At 32.9% G+C, this 17,167-nt stretch carries 18 protein-coding genes; 14 read left to right on the top strand and 4 right to left on the bottom strand.

What is annotated here, in order from left to right:
* The first annotated feature begins 1 nt into the window (after position 1).
* On the top strand, positions 2 to 1,375 hold the full coding sequence (locus TA89_RS08815) for a V-type ATP synthase subunit B (RefSeq protein WP_040212614.1): 1,374 nt from the start codon (positions 2 to 4) through the stop codon (positions 1,373 to 1,375).
* An 8-nt stretch (positions 1,376 to 1,383) separates the two neighbouring features.
* Complete coding sequence (locus TA89_RS08810) at positions 1,384 to 1,998, top strand: V-type ATP synthase subunit D (protein WP_040212612.1); 615 nt, start codon at positions 1,384 to 1,386, stop codon at positions 1,996 to 1,998.
* A 26-nt stretch (positions 1,999 to 2,024) separates the two neighbouring features.
* Here the strand turns inward: TA89_RS08810 and TA89_RS08805 are convergent, their stop codons facing one another.
* Positions 2,025 to 3,140 carry a hypothetical protein gene (locus TA89_RS08805; RefSeq protein WP_207642849.1) on the bottom strand — a complete coding sequence of 372 codons (1,116 nt, stop codon included), beginning with the start codon at positions 3,138 to 3,140 and terminating at the stop codon, positions 2,025 to 2,027.
* Positions 3,141 to 3,369: 229 nt separating this feature from the next.
* On the opposite strand from TA89_RS08805, the gene TA89_RS08800 reads away from it, so the two are divergent.
* The 3 genes from TA89_RS08800 to TA89_RS08790 all read left to right on the top strand — a co-directional run bounded on the left by TA89_RS08800 (position 3,370) and on the right by TA89_RS08790 (position 6,647).
* The gene (locus tag TA89_RS08800; protein WP_040212609.1) at positions 3,370 to 4,260 is read left to right on the top strand and encodes a DUF2156 domain-containing protein; all 891 of its coding nucleotides are present in this window, start codon (positions 3,370 to 3,372) and stop codon (positions 4,258 to 4,260) included.
* Between the two features lie 102 nt (positions 4,261 to 4,362).
* Positions 4,363 to 6,021, top strand: coding sequence for a hydroxylamine reductase (gene hcp, locus TA89_RS08795; protein WP_052447388.1), 1,659 nt, complete (start codon positions 4,363 to 4,365; stop codon positions 6,019 to 6,021).
* A gap of 260 nt (positions 6,022 to 6,281) precedes the next feature.
* Positions 6,282 to 6,647 carry a DUF5658 family protein gene (locus tag TA89_RS08790; RefSeq protein WP_040212607.1) on the top strand — a complete coding sequence of 122 codons (366 nt, stop codon included), beginning with the start codon at positions 6,282 to 6,284 and terminating at the stop codon, positions 6,645 to 6,647.
* Here TA89_RS08790 and TA89_RS08785 read toward each other — a convergent pair.
* Positions 6,618 to 7,517 carry an MBL fold metallo-hydrolase gene (locus TA89_RS08785; protein ID WP_040212605.1) on the bottom strand — a complete coding sequence of 300 codons (900 nt, stop codon included), beginning with the start codon at positions 7,515 to 7,517 and terminating at the stop codon, positions 6,618 to 6,620. The two genes, TA89_RS08790 and TA89_RS08785, sit on opposite strands and share 30 nt — an antisense overlap.
* Before the next feature lie 151 nt (positions 7,518 to 7,668).
* Between TA89_RS08785 and TA89_RS17690 the strand changes: the two genes are divergently transcribed.
* Both TA89_RS17690 and tpx read left to right on the top strand, forming a co-directional pair.
* Positions 7,669 to 8,136, top strand: coding sequence for a flavodoxin family protein (locus TA89_RS17690; protein WP_052447387.1), 468 nt, complete (start codon positions 7,669 to 7,671; stop codon positions 8,134 to 8,136).
* A gap of 105 nt (positions 8,137 to 8,241) precedes the next feature.
* Positions 8,242 to 8,736, top strand: a complete 495-nt coding sequence (gene tpx / locus TA89_RS08775; protein ID WP_040212603.1) for a thiol peroxidase — start codon at positions 8,242 to 8,244, stop codon at positions 8,734 to 8,736.
* Between the two features lie 67 nt (positions 8,737 to 8,803).
* Here the strand turns inward: tpx and TA89_RS08770 are convergent, their stop codons facing one another.
* A complete protein-coding gene (locus TA89_RS08770; RefSeq protein ID WP_040212601.1) occupies positions 8,804 to 10,093 on the bottom strand; it encodes an NCS2 family permease in 1,290 nt (429 codons plus the stop codon).
* Positions 10,094 to 10,242: 149 nt separating this feature from the next.
* Positions 10,243 to 10,518 (bottom strand): acylphosphatase, encoded by a 276-nt coding sequence (locus tag TA89_RS08765; protein ID WP_040212599.1) that lies wholly within the window; start codon positions 10,516 to 10,518, stop codon positions 10,243 to 10,245.
* Positions 10,519 to 10,667: 149 nt separating this feature from the next.
* Here TA89_RS08765 and TA89_RS08760 point away from each other — a divergent pair, with 149 nt between their 5' ends.
* The 7 genes from TA89_RS08760 to TA89_RS08730 form a co-directional block, all read left to right on the top strand.
* Positions 10,668 to 12,053 (top strand): MATE family efflux transporter, encoded by a 1,386-nt coding sequence (locus TA89_RS08760; RefSeq protein WP_040212598.1) that lies wholly within the window; start codon positions 10,668 to 10,670, stop codon positions 12,051 to 12,053.
* A 63-nt stretch (positions 12,054 to 12,116) separates the two neighbouring features.
* Positions 12,117 to 12,695, top strand: coding sequence for a ferritin-like domain-containing protein (locus tag TA89_RS08755; RefSeq protein ID WP_052447386.1), 579 nt, complete (start codon positions 12,117 to 12,119; stop codon positions 12,693 to 12,695).
* Between the two features lie 142 nt (positions 12,696 to 12,837).
* On the top strand, positions 12,838 to 14,019 hold the full coding sequence (locus tag TA89_RS08750; protein ID WP_052447385.1) for a metallophosphoesterase: 1,182 nt from the start codon (positions 12,838 to 12,840) through the stop codon (positions 14,017 to 14,019).
* A 60-nt stretch (positions 14,020 to 14,079) separates the two neighbouring features.
* Positions 14,080 to 14,658, top strand: coding sequence for a hypothetical protein (locus TA89_RS08745; protein WP_040212597.1), 579 nt, complete (start codon positions 14,080 to 14,082; stop codon positions 14,656 to 14,658).
* A 258-nt stretch (positions 14,659 to 14,916) separates the two neighbouring features.
* On the top strand, positions 14,917 to 15,225 hold the full coding sequence (locus TA89_RS08740) for a PTS sugar transporter subunit IIB (RefSeq protein WP_040212595.1): 309 nt from the start codon (positions 14,917 to 14,919) through the stop codon (positions 15,223 to 15,225).
* 76 nt (positions 15,226 to 15,301) lie between these two features.
* A complete protein-coding gene (locus tag TA89_RS08735; protein WP_040212593.1) occupies positions 15,302 to 16,630 on the top strand; it encodes a PTS sugar transporter subunit IIC in 1,329 nt (442 codons plus the stop codon).
* Between the two features lie 86 nt (positions 16,631 to 16,716).
* Positions 16,717 to 17,167, top strand: a 451-nt coding sequence (locus TA89_RS08730; protein ID WP_040212590.1) for a family 4 glycosyl hydrolase, incomplete at its 3' end; no start/stop codon positions are given.

Genomic DNA, 17,167 nt, shown 5'->3' with positions numbered 1-17,167 from the left:
AATGAAAAAAGAATATTTAAGATTGGATAAGGTGCAGGGACCTTTAATAATTTTATCCGAGGTAGAAAATGTAGCTTATGACGAGATAGTTGAAATTCTTTTAGAAGATGGAAGAAGCAGAAAAGGAAGAGTTGTTCAAATAGAAGAAGACAAGGCTGTTATACAGGTATTTGAAAGTACTTTAGGAATATCCGTAGAAAATACAGCAGTACACTTTACCGGAAAGCCTTTTGAACTTCCTCTTTCAAAGGAGATATTAGGACGTGAATTCAACGGGGTAGGAGACCCTAGAGATGAAGGAGGACCTATTTATTCATCTAAAAGATATAATGTTAACGGCAGACCTTTAAATCCTGTGGCGAGGAAATATCCAAGAAACTTTATTCAGACAGGAATTTCCTCTATAGATTGTCTAGCAACCTTAATAAGAGGTCAGAAACTTCCAATCTTTTCAGGGAGCGGTATGGCACATAATGAACTGGCTGCACAGATAGTAAGACAGGCAAAGATAAGTGCTGATGAAGGCGATAATTTCTGTATAGTATTTGCAGCTATGGGTATTAAAAACGATGATGCTAATTTTTTTAGAAAGAGTTTTAAAGAAGCTGGTGTTCAGCAAAAGGTAGTAATGTTTACTAACCTGGCAGACGATCCTATAGTTGAAAGGATAATAACTCCAAGGTGTGCCCTTACTGCTGCTGAGTATTTAGCTTTTGAAGAAGGAATGCATGTACTTGTAATATTAACTGATATAACAAGCTATTGTGAAGGACTTAGAGAACTTTCTTCCCTTAGAGAAGAAGTTCCAAGCAGAAAGGGATATCCAGGTTATTTATATTCTGATCTTTCATCTTTATATGAAAGAGCCGGGATGATGAATGGAGAAAAAGGAAGTATCACTCAAATTCCAATATTAACAATGCCTAATGATGATATTACCCATCCTATCCCTGACCTTACAGGCTATATAACGGAAGGGCAGATAGTGCTAAGCAGAGGCATTCAGCAGCGAAATATCTATCCTCCGGTTAATATCCTTCCTTCACTATCAAGACTTATGAAGGATGGTATAGGTGAGGGATATACCAGAGAAGATCATAGTGAAGTTTCTAACCAGATATTTTCTGCCTATTCAAGAGTTCAGGATATTCAGGCTCTTGCACAGGTAATTGGAGAAGATGAGCTTTCAGATACAGATAAGATCTTTATGGAGTTTGGAAGACTTTTTGAAAACAAATTTTTATCTCAAGGATATGATGAGAACAGAGATATAAACGAAACATTGGATTTGGCTTGGGATATCTTATCTGTGCTTCCTAAGAACGAACTTGACAGAGTATCTCAAAAAACTTTAGATAAATATTACAGAGAATAGGTGATTTTATGGAAAATACAGCACCTACCAAATCAAATTTAATGTCAGCACAAAGCTCCTTAGAGTTTTCTCAAAAGGGATTTGAACTTCTTGATAAAAAGAGAAACGTGCTTATTAGGGAAATGATGTCTTATATGAGCAGAGTAAAAGAACTTCAAAGTATGATAAACGAAACCTTTGAGGAAGCTTATAAAGCTTTAAGGTATGCTAATGTCAGCGTGGGAATAAATAATGTTGAAGATATTGCTCTCGCTATACCTGAAAGTAAGGATTATGAGGTTATATACCGCTCCGTTATGGGTGTAGAGGTGCCTGAGGTTAAATATAAAAAGATGCCTATTAAGCCTGCTTACGGAATGTATAGAAGCAACTCCTCAGTAGATGAAGCGTTTCAAAAATTCAACGATGTAAAATATCTTATTTATGAGCTTGCGGAGGTAGAAAACTCAGTATATAAGCTGGCTATAGAAGTTAAAAAGACACAAAAAAGGGCTAATGCACTTCAAAATATACAAATACCGAAATATAAAGACATGGTTAAATTTATATCTGATGTGCTGGATGAAAAGGATAGAGAAGAATTTTTCAGACTCAAGGTAGTTAAGAAGAAAAGTAAGAAATAAAAAACTGAGCTGCATACATATTTATGTTAGCAGCTCAGTTTTTTATGTTCATTTTTATTTTTATTCAGTTTTTCAAAGATATTATAAAGAATCAGGACAAAAAAGTACAAAAGTATAGTGGCAGAAAAATATTTAAGCTTCTCTCCATTTAGAGTATTGTAGATGCTTCTTATAGATGTAAAACAGAATACTTCATAATCTTCACCATTAACACTTAAATCTTTTTTGTCATAAACAACTCTTTGGGAGAGTTTTTCCATTCTGGCTACAGCGTCCTTATCAAAGTAGAAATAACTGAGATTGTCTAAAGCAAAAGTATGTCCAATTATATTGCTTTTATCTGACCAGGTTATAATGTTATTTTTGTTTACTACAATGAAATGCTTTTTGAAATTTTCTTTTGGCAGTGTTTCTAAAGCGTTGATATTATTTTCGGAGTATTTATTTTCTAATATATCTTTGAGTTTTTCCTCAGAACCAATATTTCTATTAAGGGAGATATTCAGTTCCATACGCAGAGCATTCATGTTATCTAAATATGTACTATACAGCATAAAATAGGAAGCGGTTAAGGATGAGATTATTATTATTCCGCATAAAAGATTTTTAATTATAATACTTTTATATATACTATTTTGTATAACTTTAGTGGTCTTTATGCTTTTAACATTTATAATATGTACAACTAAATTTAAGGCAATAGCTGAGAGAGTTGACTCTAAAAACTGCTTTAATATTATCATAAAAGATATTTCAATAGGAATTTTCAATAAGAAATTATATGTTATAAAGACGTAGGGCGCACCTACTATAACCCAGAAAGCTATTACTATTTCCAAGATATATTTTCGGTACTGTTTATAAGCAAAGCCTATTATAAGGGTCTGCAGAGCCATGTAGATGACAGCATATCCATGATCCCAAATATAGAATGTGCTTAAATTTCCTATTAAAGATGAAAAGAAACCTATCCATGGACCGAATAATATAGCGTTAATTAAAGAAAAGAAGTTTCCAAAAATAAGATCCGTAGCATGGAAAAAGGAAACAGGAAACAAATTAACAATAAAATTAAGTGTACATAATAGAGTAATTATAAATGCTCTTTTGTAAGAAAATCCTTTAATTATTATATTATTCACCACCATTTCTAAACAAGCTGCTCTTTGATTTTAGCTGACATATTAATTCTAAGAGTTATTGTGGAGTTTTTCAATGACTTTATGCTGTTATTTTATATTATTGTGAAAAAATATAAAAAATAAGTATCTTTTCATATGAAGGAAAAATAAATTATTAATTATTTTTTATGTTATAGTGATATTAATTAATATATAATATTAGTAAAGAATCAGTATCGAGGTGTGTTTTATGTTAGAATTTAAAAAAATTACCCTTGGAGATAAAAATTTATTTGATAAATATTTAAAAGCTAAGAAGTTTTTAAGCAGTGAATATTCCTTTACCAATTTATATATGTGGCGAGATTATTACCATACTGATTACTGTATTTATAAAGGCGCTTTGATAATAAGAAAAAGGGATACTGAAGGTTACTTTACCTTTTTAGAGCCTGTAGGATATAAAGAAGAAGAGTTAAATGAAATAATTGAACTTTTTATTACCTTTAAGAACCAAATTAAAATAAAGAATATCTTTGACAATTTAACTAAGGATTTTGCTGACAAAATCTCTTTATATAAAGAGTATAATTTTATCGTTTCAGAAGATAGAGACAGCTTTGATTATATCTATGAAAAAGAAAAACTTTCTATGTTATCCGGTAAAAAATATCATGGTAAGAAAAATCACTATAAATCCTTCATTAAAAATTATAACTATACTATTCTGGATATGAGATTAGAGGATGTATCCTGCAGAATTAAAGAAACTCTTACGATATGGCACAATAAAAAGAATTTCACTGATGAAAGATTAAAATATGAAATGAAAGTGATACCTGACTTAATAAAAAATATACACTATTTAGATTTGAAAGGTATAGCGGTGGAGGTGGATAATGAAATTGCTGCCTTTGCCTTAGGAGAAAAGGTTGGGAAGGAAATGGCGGTTATTCATGTTGAAAAGGCTGATATAAAATACAACGGAGTATACAGCTTTATAAATAAAACCTTTTTAGATCAGTGCTTCAAAGAGGTCAAATTCGTAAACAGAGAGCAAGATCTAGGTATTGAAGGGCTTAGAAAGGCCAAGGAATCTTATCATCCCATTTTTATGGAAAAGAAATATAAGGGGTTTTAAATATGTAATTTTATTTCCGTAACTATTGTTACCGATTTTAAACTTAAATACCATTACAATAAAAGTGTACTAAATCGGTAAACATTATAGGAGGTAGAATTAATGTTAAAAGAGCTAAATTTAAAAGATGCGGATATGTTCTGTTTTCAGTGTGAGCAGAGAGCAGCAGGAAGCGGATGCACAAAAATTGGAGTATGCGGTAAGAATCCAGAGGTAGCAGCACTTCAGGATTTATTGATTTATCAGCTTAAGGGAATAGGATATTACGGTTATAAGGTTATAGAAAAAGGATTGCAATTAACGGAGAATGCTGACAGATTTGTAATGGATGGTTTATTTACTACACTTACAAATGTGAGCTTTGATGAAAAGTCCATCTCTGAAATTATTTTAAAGGGAAATACTATTAAAGAAGAGATAAAGAGTAAGCTGGGAGATTACGATTTCCATAAAGATGCTGATTACAAAGCACCTCAAAGATTAGAGGCAATGATTCAGGATGCAAAAAATATCGGAATTGTAGCATTAAATAAAAATGATGATATCACTTCCTTAAGAGAGCTTTTAATCTACGGATTAAAAGGAATGGCTGCTTATGCTCACCATGCAGCGGTGCAGGGATACAGCAATAAAGAGGTTAACAGATTCTTTTATAAGGGGTTAGCTGCTACTTTAAATACACAGCTTACTGTAGAGCAGTGGGTTGGTTTAAATATGGAGTTGGGACAAGTAAACTTCAAGGTTATGGAGCTGTTAGACAAGGCTAACACAGATTCCTTCGGACACCCTGTTCCTACTTCAGTGCCTGTAACAAAGAAAAAACGACCATTTATTATAGTATCAGGGCATGATTTAAAGGATCTTAAGGAATTGCTTGAGCAGACTGAAGGTAAAGGAATTAACATTTATACCCACGGTGAAATGCTTCCTGCCCATGCTTATCCTGAGCTTAATAAATACAGTCATTTAGTGGGAAACTTCGGTGGAGCCTGGCAGGATCAGCAGAAGGAGTTCCATGGAATACAGGGTTGTGTATTGATGACTACTAACTGCATTCAAAAGCCAAGAGAAAGCTATATGGATAAGATTTATACTACCAGCGTAGTAGCATGGCCAGGCGCTGCTCATATCAGCGAGGTTAACGGTAAAAAGGACTTCACTCCAATTATTGAAAAAGCATTGTCTTTAGGGGGATTTACTGAAGATGAAGAAGAAAAGACAATACTTGTAGGTTTTGGTCATAATGCTGCTTTAAGCCATGCTGGGGAAATAATTCAAGCTGTTAAGGATGGTGCCATAAGACACTTCTTCTTAATTGGAGGATGCGATGGAGCTAAGTCAGGGAGAAACTACTATACAGAATTAGCAACAAGCCTTCCTGAGGATACTGTAATACTAACCTTGGCCTGCGGAAAATACAGGTTTAATAAACTAGATTTTGGTACCGTAGCAGGACTACCAAGACTTTTAGATGTGGGACAGTGTAATGATGCTTATTCAGCCATTAAAATAGCACTTGCATTGGCAGAGGCCTTTAACTGCGGAGTAAATGATCTGCCCTTGTCCTTAATACTATCATGGTATGAACAAAAAGCGGTGTGCATACTTTTAACCCTTCTTTCCTTAGGAATTAAGAATATTAAACTAGGACCATCACTTCCTGCATTTATTTCAGATAATGTATTAAAGGTTTTAGTGGAAAACTTCAGCATTGCACCCATAACCACAGTAGAGCAGGATCTTAAAGAAATACTTGGATAAAATAAATACAGTTCATCATGAATCGATATGATAGATAAGTCGTTTTATATAGCTGAAATATGAGTAATGATCAAAGATGGTACAGCCTTAAGGGTGTACCGTCTTTGTTTTTATATTAAGCTTTATATGCTTTCAAAGCTTTTTTGTACTGAATTTATAATGTATAGAAAAATGATTTGTTTTATGAATAAATTCCTTGACTGAGCACATAATATATTACCATTATCTTTTTATTTAAGAAATTAAAGGAGAAGCTGCTCATGGAGGAAGGTTTAAAATCAAAGGACTATAAAAATATATCCAAAGGCATGATGATTCTATATATATTAAATTGTACAGATGCGGTATTTACCAGAATCTTATTATCTACAGGGATGTTTATGGAAATAAATCCTTTATTAAAAAACTCAGCAGGCAGCAGTGAAAAGATGCTCTGCCTTAAGATTATATTTCCGGCATTTCTACTTATCTGGATAGTATATAGGGTAAAAGACTGCAGCATAAAAATGAAAAAACTTTGCCAAAAGCTCATTTTTCCTTTTATAGTTTTTTATTTATTAATAAACCTTCTTCATATCACAGGAATAATATTATACTTATTTTTTATCCTCTGCAAAATAATATAATTTACCGTTTTCCATAGCAAAGGTTATTTCCAAGCTGTTATATAAATAAGAAATAAAAGCTGATACTGCAGCTAAATTAATATGATATTCATGATAATTCATTTCAAAATTATAAAGTATGGATATGCTTTCTAGGAGTTCCTCCCTTGTTAGAGGCTGAGACAGCAGCTCAAGAATTTCCTTTAAAAACTTATGAATATTATTTATATTCATGCTGCAGAGCTGAACTATTTCATCTTTGTCGTACAATTTATCTCCATGGCTTACAACAAAGTAATCGCAGTCTATTTCTTTTATATTGTTCAGGGTTTCTAAAGATTCCTGAATATTATAATAATATGGAAGAGGATATTTGTTTAAAGTAGACTCACTAAAAACTGCATCTCCTAAATAGCATACTTTATCCGGAGTGATTAAGGCGGCTTGCTCTATAGAATGGCCAGGTACAGCTATTACCTCCAGTTTTTCATCGTTAATCTTATTAATTCCATATTCCGGAATATAATCTACTTTTATTGGCTTATTCATTTTTTTTAATTCCTTTGAAGGATAGGAATTAAATTGCACGTAGGGCATTAATTCGATATTCTCCATAAACAAGCTCTCTTTCAAGGAAGCATAAGTTATTATTCCAGGATATCTTTCAATTAAATAATTATTTCCACCGCAGTGATCACCGTGACTATGAGTATTAAATATATACTTTGGATGAAGATTATTCTGCAGAAGAGCTTCTTCAAGCTTTTTTGCAGATGTATTATTCGTGCCTGTATCTATTATTAAACAGTTCTTGTTTTTAAATGTATAAACTCCTAGGCTTGTTGGAGCCTGTATAAAATATGAGTTTCCTCTTATTTTTATTAATTCCATGCTAAACACCTGCCTTAAATATAAATTATATTGCTAAAAGCCTTTAAATACAAGGCGTTAAAAGGTTAATAAAATATGCTGTCTATACATACATTCATGCCTGTGATAAAATTAATTGGAATATTAACATGGATAATAATGGGTGATTCAAATGAAAGATAAAATATTGGTGGTTTACTTTACAAGAAGTGGGACAAGCGAGAAGATAGCTTTAGAGCTTAACAAACACTATAAATGTATAATAGACAAAATAGAAGTTAATGATAAGTTGGGAGGAGTATACGGATACCTTAGAGCTGCTTATCAGGGAAAAAATAGAATACAAAGTTCCTCTATTGATGTAAAAAACAACCCCGGTGAATACTATTTAACTATTATAGTAACACCTTTATGGGCAGGTAATATGAGCAGTCCTGTAAGAGCATATATAAACAAATATAAAAATGATATAAATTCTTATGGTCTTATTATAACTCATAAAGGAGGCTCTTATGAAAAGGCGGTAAAGGATACTGAGGAAATACTTCAAAAGAAAGCATTATTTACAAAGGCCTTTAAAGAAAAGCATATAGATGCAGGGAAAATAGATATAATGGATTTACTTAAATTTTCTCATTAACAAAGTGTAAATAATCTATGTAAAACGCTTACTTTATTGAAAAGCCTGCCAGTGTTAGTTATAATTTCATATAATGAAACATTTAAGAATAGGAGGTTTTATTCAATGAAGGTAAAATTTAAAGGTAATGAAGTAAATCTTTTAGGTAAAGAGGTTAAGACTGGAGATAATGCTCCGGATTTTAAAGTTGTAAGTAATGATTTAAAGGATATTACTTTAAAGGATACTAAAGGAATAAGAATTTTATTATCGGTACCATCAATAGATACCCCAGTTTGTGATATAGAAGTTAAAGAGTTTAATAAGAGAGCTTCTGATCTTAAAAATACAACTATATATACAATATCTATGGATCTGCCTTTTGCTCAGGCTAGATGGTGTGCAGCAAATGATATTGAAAGGGTGCATACTGCTTCAGATTATAAATATAGAGATTTTGGAGAAAAATACGGAGTATACGCTGAGGAGTTAGGTCTCCTTGCCAGAGCTGCCTTTGTTCTGGACAGTAATAATAAAGTGATATATTCAGAATACTGCAGTGAAATAACTAATCAGCCTGATTTTGATTCTATCATTGAAGCTGCTGAAAAAGCTCAATAAAAATATAAAGGAGTATTGCTGTACCTTATAATAGGTGCAGCAATACTCTTTTATGTTATCTATAATATTAAAAGCTGGCTTTAAGTATAAAATATATGCAAAATAAAAGTGCTGTAACATAAAGTGTAGGATTTATTTTAGACCTTTTGCCGGTTATAAGCTTTAGTATCGGATATAAGATAAAACCAAAAGCCATTCCGTTTACAATATCTGAGGAAAAAGGAATTAGAGCCAATGTAAAAAAGGCCGGTATTCCTTCCGTCATGTCCTGAAAGTTAATACTTTTTATGCTTTGAAGCATAAGATATCCAATTATTATAAAAATTGGAGCTACAGCGTTGTCAGGAATAAGCTTTATAAAAGGTATAATAGGTATAGACATAATAAATAATATTCCTGCAGTTAAAGCGGTAAAGCCGGTTTTTCCTCCCGCAGCAATTCCGGCGGCATTTTCGGCAGCGGTTACAGTAGGACTTGTTCCCAAGAATCCGCAGCTTAATGCAGACAGTGCATTTGCTTTATAGCTTGAATTAAATTTTTCCGGTGATTTCAGCATTCCGCTTACAAAGGCGTTAATTACACCGATATTGCTAAATATTAGCACCATAGCCAGAGATATAGAACCTATCCAAAAGGGAGCTTTTGTTATATCTTCAAAACTGAATTTCATAAAAATTGAGCTATAGCCCTGTAAAGAGAAGTTAAATCCTGATGAAAGGTCTATGGTGTTAATACCTGTAATAATGCTTATTACAGTGCCGATTATTATTGTCAGTAGAAAATTTCCTGGTATATTTTTTACAAAGAGAATTATTCCTATAATAAGTATGAGGACAGATACCTGAACCTGGAGGGTTGAAAAATCACCCAGTGCAGAATTATAATCGATTATGCCGCTTTTTTGAAGGCCTAAAACAGTAAGCAGAAGACCAATTCCCACGGTGATAGAATCTTTGAGAGAATCAGGTATAGCTTCCTTTAAAATATTTCCTAAAGGTGTAAAAGCGGTTATAGTAAATATTAAACCGGACATAACTACCGTTCCTAAGGCGCTCTGCCAGCTAAGCCCCATATTGTTTACCAAGGTATATGTAAAAAGTGTATTTACACCCATCCCAGGAATCATAATAAGAGGAGTATTAGAATAAAAAGCTATAATAATACTGCCTATGCTGGAGGCCAGTATGGTAGAAATAACCGCAGCTTCTCGTGGGATTCCTGCATCTGACAATATAGAAGAATTTACAGCTATAATGTATACTACAGCAAAAAAAGTAGTTACCCCAGCCATAAATTCTTTTTTAAAATCAGTGTTATGGCCTTTAAAATCAAAGAAATCTAATATTTTTTTGTACATTTTCTCATCCTTTTTTTATGTTCCCTCCCCCACCCGCACTGAACTACAATGCAGATATTATTCTACCAAAGATTGGAGTGCAGGTAAACGTTTATTGCATATATTTAATATTTTTGTAATTATTATAAAATTATTCGTAAAATCTACAGCTAATAAAGGGCTTTAAATTTCTTTTCATTAGTTTTTTCAGAAATTATTTTTTTATCCATTGAAGTGATTTTTATAAAGCCATTGCCTTTATAAAGTTCTCTTATGAATTTATCCAGATTTTCTTCTTCACCCTGGGCTTCTATTTCCACATCTCCATCAAAGAGATTTTTTGCCCAGCCGGTTATGTTATGTTTATCTGCAGCATAGGCTGCATGATATCTGAAACCTACTCCCTGAACTCTTCCTTTAACTAATATATTTAGTCTTTTTATCATATTAATCTCCCTTCAATAATCTCCTTGTATATTTTTATAAATATTATATCAAAGAATGTATAATGTATAATTAAAGATTTGTAAATGTATATTGATTTTAGCCTATATTAGCAATATACTTAATTTGTCGCAGCAAAGGGGGATTATAATTGAGCAGAAATATTGATTTAGTTAACGGTAGTATATCCAAGGGATTATTAAAGCTTGCGCTGCCTATAATGGGAACATCGTTTTTACAGACCGCCTATAATATAACAGATATGTTCTGGATAGGACAGGTTGGAACTAAGGAGGTTGCCGCAGTAGGGACTGCAGGTTTTTTTACATGGTTTGCCATGGCTTTTATCATAATATCTAAAATTGGTGCTGAAGTAAAGGTATCACAGAATTTAGGCAGAAAAGATATCAGTTCCGTGAAGCATTACATATCTACCAGTATTCAAATAAATCTTATACTTTCTACTACTTATGCATTATTTATATTTATTTTTAGAAAGCAGTTAATAGGTTTTTTTAAATTAGGTGATACAGGAGTTATAAATATGGCTGAAAGTTATCTGATGATAATTTGTGCTGGCCTGATATTTTATTTTATTAATCCTGTGTTTACTGCAATATTTAACGGTGCTGGAGATTCCAGTACTCCTCTGAAAATTAATACCCTGGGGTTGATTTTTAATATAATTTTTGACCCAATAATGATTTTTGGAATAGGTCCTTTTAAAGCTATGGGCGTTGAAGGAGCAGCTTTAGCAACTGTACTGGCACAGATACTTGTATCAGTATGTTTTATTTACAGAATTGTTAGGGGAAAAGAGGAATACTTTAAATTTAATATATTTGAAAAGCTGAACAAGGATTATGCTAATTCTATTATAAGATTAGGAATACCTGTTGCATTTCAGGAAGGATTATTTACTATATTTGCTATGCTTATAGCAAGGATAATAGCAAAGTGGGGAGCGGAACCTATAGGGGTTCAAAAAATAGGCTCTCAGATAGAAGCTATATCATGGATGACTGCAGGAGGACTTTCCACAGCCTTAAGCGCTTTTGTGGGGCAGAATTATGGAGCAGGTAAAAAAGACAGAATAATTAAAGGGTATATTTATACCATGGCAATGGCTGTGGGAGTTGGTATATTTGCAACTCTTGTGCTGATGCTTCTTGGTGGGGATATATTTAAAATGTTTGTTCCTCACGATCCTGAGTCAATTAAAATTGGAGCGGATTATTTAAGGATATTATCCTATTCTCAGCTGTTTATGTGTATAGAAATAACTACAAAAGGAGCTTTTAACGGTTTAGGAAGAACTATGTTCCCTTCTCTTATAAGTATTATATTTACAGGATTAAGGGTTCCAGCTGCAGATATTTTGTCCAACAATACACCTTTGGGGCTTAACGGCATTTGGTGGAGTATAAGCATGAGCAGTGTATTTAAAGGAGTTATACTTACTGCAATATTTTTAATAATTATAAAAAAAGGCAAAATTTTAAACTGGGAAACTAAAACAAAACAGGGAAATATATAAGTGTAGCAAATTCTTTCCTCACAGCATATTATGTAAGATGAATATGTTGTGGGGAGTATTTTTATGCCGTCGGATCATTGTAAACAGGGTAAGTACATGGTTAATAAACCTTATCCGGAGGTTAAAGTAGAGAAGGAAAATGTGTTTTATGCAAACCTGCTTTTGCAGGATTATGCAGGGATTATAAGTGAATTTACTGCGGTATCTTTATATAGTTTTCAGCATATAGTCAGCGAAGATAAATATAAGGACTATGGGGAGCTTATAGGGGGTATTTCTATAATTGAAATGAAACACCTGGAGCTTCTAGGAAAAGCTATAAAGCTTTTAGGAAGGAAGCCTGCTTTTATTGCCTGCAGCTGCAGTGAATGGGAATACTGGAAGGCTTCTAACGTAGATTATTCTGATAATATATTTGATATGATAAAGGCTGCTATGAGGGCTGAATCAGAAGCTATAGAAAATTACAGAAAACATTTGGAGATGATAGGAGATAAATACATAAGACAGCTTATAGAAAGAATAATAATGGATGAAGAGTATCATTTAAAGCTTTTTACCAATATATACAATAAGTATCTTTCTAAGGAAAAGGATGAAGTAAAGAAAAACCAGAATAAAAAGAAGAAACATAGAGAATAGTGTGTTTTTTGATAAAAGGCTGCAGCCTGTGTTTATAGGAGACTGCAGCCTTTTATTGATTAAATAAAGAGAAAAGAATTATAATATCTCATAAGCTGTGATAGAATGAGTAAAAGCAAAAGTTAATATTAAGGAGTAACCTATGAGAGGAAAGGATATTAAAATGAGCTTCAGGTTTATTATTTTCTCATTAATAGCATTAGGAATTTATCTGTCAGTAAATTATTATATAGGTATGAGAACCTTTGAAAGGATCAGCCATTTGACAAAGGTGAGCGGTTTATGCTTTTGGCTTTTATTTTGGATAGTATCATTATCCTATATAATTGCAAGGGTTTCAGAAAATCATGTGTCTCCACAAGTTGTTAATATATTTGAGTATATTGGAGTATACTATATGGGAATTATGTTTTATCTTTTATTATTTTTTGCTGCAATGGACACATTACGTTATTTAAATAATAAGATAAAATTTATACCGGATTTTATAACCGGATACAAAAACTTTAATATTATAATTTCTCTTCTTATGTTAATAATGATTTCAACGGTATTAATAAAGGGATACTATAATGCGTCACATACAATTATAAAGGAATACTCCGTTGACATAAATAAAAAATCCTCCCTTGGAAAAAGTATTAATATAGTAATGGTTTCAGATATTCATCTTGGAAGCATTATCGAGAATAAAAGATTAAGAAATATGGTATCAGAAATAAATTCACTGAATCCTCATATAGTAATTTTAGCCGGTGATATAGTAGACAGTACTATAAAACCTTTTTTAGAAAAGAAGATGGCAGAGGAATTTAAAAATATTAAAAGCAAATACGGTACTTTTGCTGTTTTGGGAAATCACGATATTATGATGGGAATGGATGAACAGATCACAGAGGAGCTTGAAAAAAAAGCAGGAGTTCAGGTACTTAGAGACAGAGCCCTTTTAATAGGAAATGGCTTATATATAGTTGGCAGGGATGATGCTTCAATTAATAGATCAGGGATAAAAAGAAAAGCGCTGAAGGATATACTAGACAAGGCTAACATCAATCTTCCTATAATATTAATAGATCACACCCCTAAAGATATTGATGAAGCCCATAAGGAAAACATAGATTTAATGCTGTCAGGACATACACATAAAGGACAGCTATATCCCAATAGCCTTATAACCAGCAGAATATATGAAATAGATTATGGACACCTTAACAAAAATCACTTTAATATTATCGTTTCTTCAGGATATGGAACCTGGGGACCGCCTATGAGGATAGGTTCTCAAAGTGAAGTTGTAAACATTAAATTAAATTTTAATAACTAATTTAACCTAATAGAAGATTTAAAGAATAATGCTATAATTATCTTAGGAGGTGATTGATCCATGAATTTATTAATTTCCGCTTTATTACTGGAACTTATATTTTTATTTTATTTTTTAAATAAAAACACAGACTATATAGTGAAAGATAACGGTTATTGTATGCTTAAAAGTATCGAATCCCACATTTTGAAAAATACTGGGGAAGTATCATTGCTGGATTTGAGATATGTGGATAATGCAAGGATAATATCCTTTATTTATCACGGGGAATTTGGAGTTGCTGTTTACATTAAAGGATATAACCGCAGGCTTAAATTAAGTTGGATTAATTACGGGGATACCAGATGTTTCTCCAGAATTATAAGTACAGATGAAGGAAAGTATATGATAATTTCCGGGGATAACAGAGATTATTTGATAGATCATATAGAAACTGAAGTGAAAAGCCAAACTATAAAGGTTAAAACTTCTGGAGAGAGATATTTTTTAAAAATTTGGCCTTTGACTCAGAATGAAGCTTTAGATGGAATCACCCTTTTAAGGCTCTACGACAAAAATAATATAAATATTACTCAGGAACTAATGTATGAGAATGTTCAAAAGAATAAAAACATAGAGGACTTTGTTTTTATAACCTGATAAATGTCATTGGACTTAAATATAAGTTCTGAGGTTAATAAGACACCGCTTTTTATATTAGATAAAATAAAAGCGGTGTTTTAATTTATAGAATCTGTATCAATTAAAAAATAAGTGTATCAAATATAGTGAAAATGCAGTGTATCAGAGTGTATCTTAAGATACACTGGGTTTGAAAACGTTGTGTACAGCTAAATTCAGATAGTTGGCACGATTATTGCTGATATATTTAACATAATGTAAAAGGAGGTATAGTATATGAAAGTTTTAATGGTGTGCTCCGGAGGAATGTCATCAGCAATAGTGGTAAAAGCGATAAAAAAGGAAGCGGAAAAACAAGGCTTTCCATTAGAAATAAAAGCAGTAGGCACAGGAGAATTTGAGGACGAGCTTAAATCCGGTATGTATGATCTTGCCATAGTAGCTCCTCAGGTTAAGCACAGATTTAAGGTTTTTGAAGAGCAGGCAAACTCAGCAGGAGTTCCTGTAGAACTTATAGTTCCAACAGGTTACACCCCAATTGGTGCTCCTAAGGTTTTAGAACAGATTAAAAAGCATGCTAAATAATATCATTTAAATTATTTTTATTAATTTGGTTATTATTATTTTTAATAACATAATTTTATATTAAAGGGGGATACTCATGAACGCATTTTTACTTTGGCTTGAAGAAAAATTCATGCCGCCAATGGCTCGTCTATCTGAGCAGAGACATTTAAGAGCTATAAGAGACGGAGTTATATCCACGTTATCATTAATCATCGTAGGATCATTCTTTATAATCATTGCCCAGCCGCCTTACAAGCCCCTGGCAGACTTTGTAAAACCCTATGTAGGCGACATAATGATACCATTTAGGCTTACTGTGGGACTAATGTCCCTTTATGCAGCTTATGGTATGGGATACAGTCTGGCCAAATCCTATAAGCTGGATGGAATAAGCGGAGGTGTTCTTTCTTTAGCAGCCTTCTTAATGGCTACTATACCTTTAAATGTAGATTCAGTAATGACTGAAGCTGCAAAAGCAGGCATAAAAGGTGCAGCTCCTATGGGATTTATTCTTCCTATGGGAAACCTTGGAGGAGCAGGTATGTTTACTGCTATACTTACTATGATTTTTGCAGTGGAAACCTTAAGACTTCTTAAGAAGTTTAATGTTACCATAAAAATGCCTGAGCAGGTGCCTGAATCCGTTTCAAGATCCTTTGAAGCCTTAATACCTGCTGCATTTATCATTACTATAATGTGGGTAGTAAGAGTGCTTCTTAAATTTGACATCAATGCAAGACTTTTAGATTTGTTCTCACCTATAAAGAATATTATGGGTAATAATCTTGCCGGTGTTGTAGTTCCTGTTATATTGATCACTTTATTATGGTCAGCAGGTATCCACGGTGTTTCAGTTATAGGGTCCGTTATAAGACCAATATGGCTGATGCTTTTAGCCGAGAATACAAATGCAGTTGCAGCTGGAAACTTAGCTCCAAACATCGCGCCTGAACCATTTTTACAGTGGCTTATATGGATAGGAGGATCCGGTGCAACCTTAGGGCTTTGTCTTCTTATGATTTTCTCTAAATCAGAATACTTAAAACAGGTGGGTAGGTTCTCCATTGTTCCGGGTATATTCAATATAAATGAGCCTATGATTTTCGGAGTTCCTTTAGTTATGAACCCAATACTTGCAATACCTTTTATATTAGGACCAACTGTTATAAGCATAATATCTTATTTTGCAGTACAGCTGAATCTGGTAGGAAGATTCCATATATTAGCTCCATGGACGCTTCCGGCTCCAATAGGTGCTTTTATGGCTACAGGAGGAGACTGGAGAGTTGTTGTACTGGTGTTTATTAATATCGGTATCACTACACTCATATACTATCCATTCTTTAAGGTTTACGAAAAGAAGATGGTAGCTGAAGAAAAGGCTAATGCAGAGCTAGCTGTTTCTGATACAGTACAGGCTTAATTTTAATAAAAAATATAAGTGGCACTTTATAGTGCCACTTAGTTTTACAAGGTGAAACCAACTTATATTGGAAGGAGGAGTTAATTATGGCAGGATTAAAAATAGCGATAATAGGAGGAGGAAGTTCTTATACTCCTGAAATCATAGAAGGATTCATAGTGAGAAAGGAAGAACTTCCAGTAAAGGAAATACATTTAGTTGATATAGAGGCAGGAAAAGAAAAACTTAATATAGTTGGAAATTTAGCAAAGAGGATGGTTAAGAAGGCGGGGTTAGATATAGATATAAGCCTTACTTTAAACAGAAGAGAAGCTCTTAAGGATGCTGATTTCGTGGTGACTCAATTTAGAGTAGGAGGACTTGCGGCAAGAGCAAAGGATGAAAGGTTTCCTCTTAAATACAATGTTATAGGGCAGGAAACTACAGGACCGGGAGGCTTTGCCAAAGCTTTAAGAACTATACCGGTGATGATGGATATAGCAAAGGATATGGAGGAACTGTGCCGGGATGCGTGGCTGATTAATTTTACTAATCCTT

It is taken from the genome of Clostridium polynesiense (assembly GCF_000820705.1).
Taxonomy (GTDB): domain Bacteria; phylum Bacillota; class Clostridia; order Clostridiales; family Clostridiaceae; genus Clostridium_AA; species Clostridium_AA polynesiense.
Note: the sequence above shows the minus strand (reverse complement) of the source record. Positions and strands in the feature narration are given on the sequence as shown.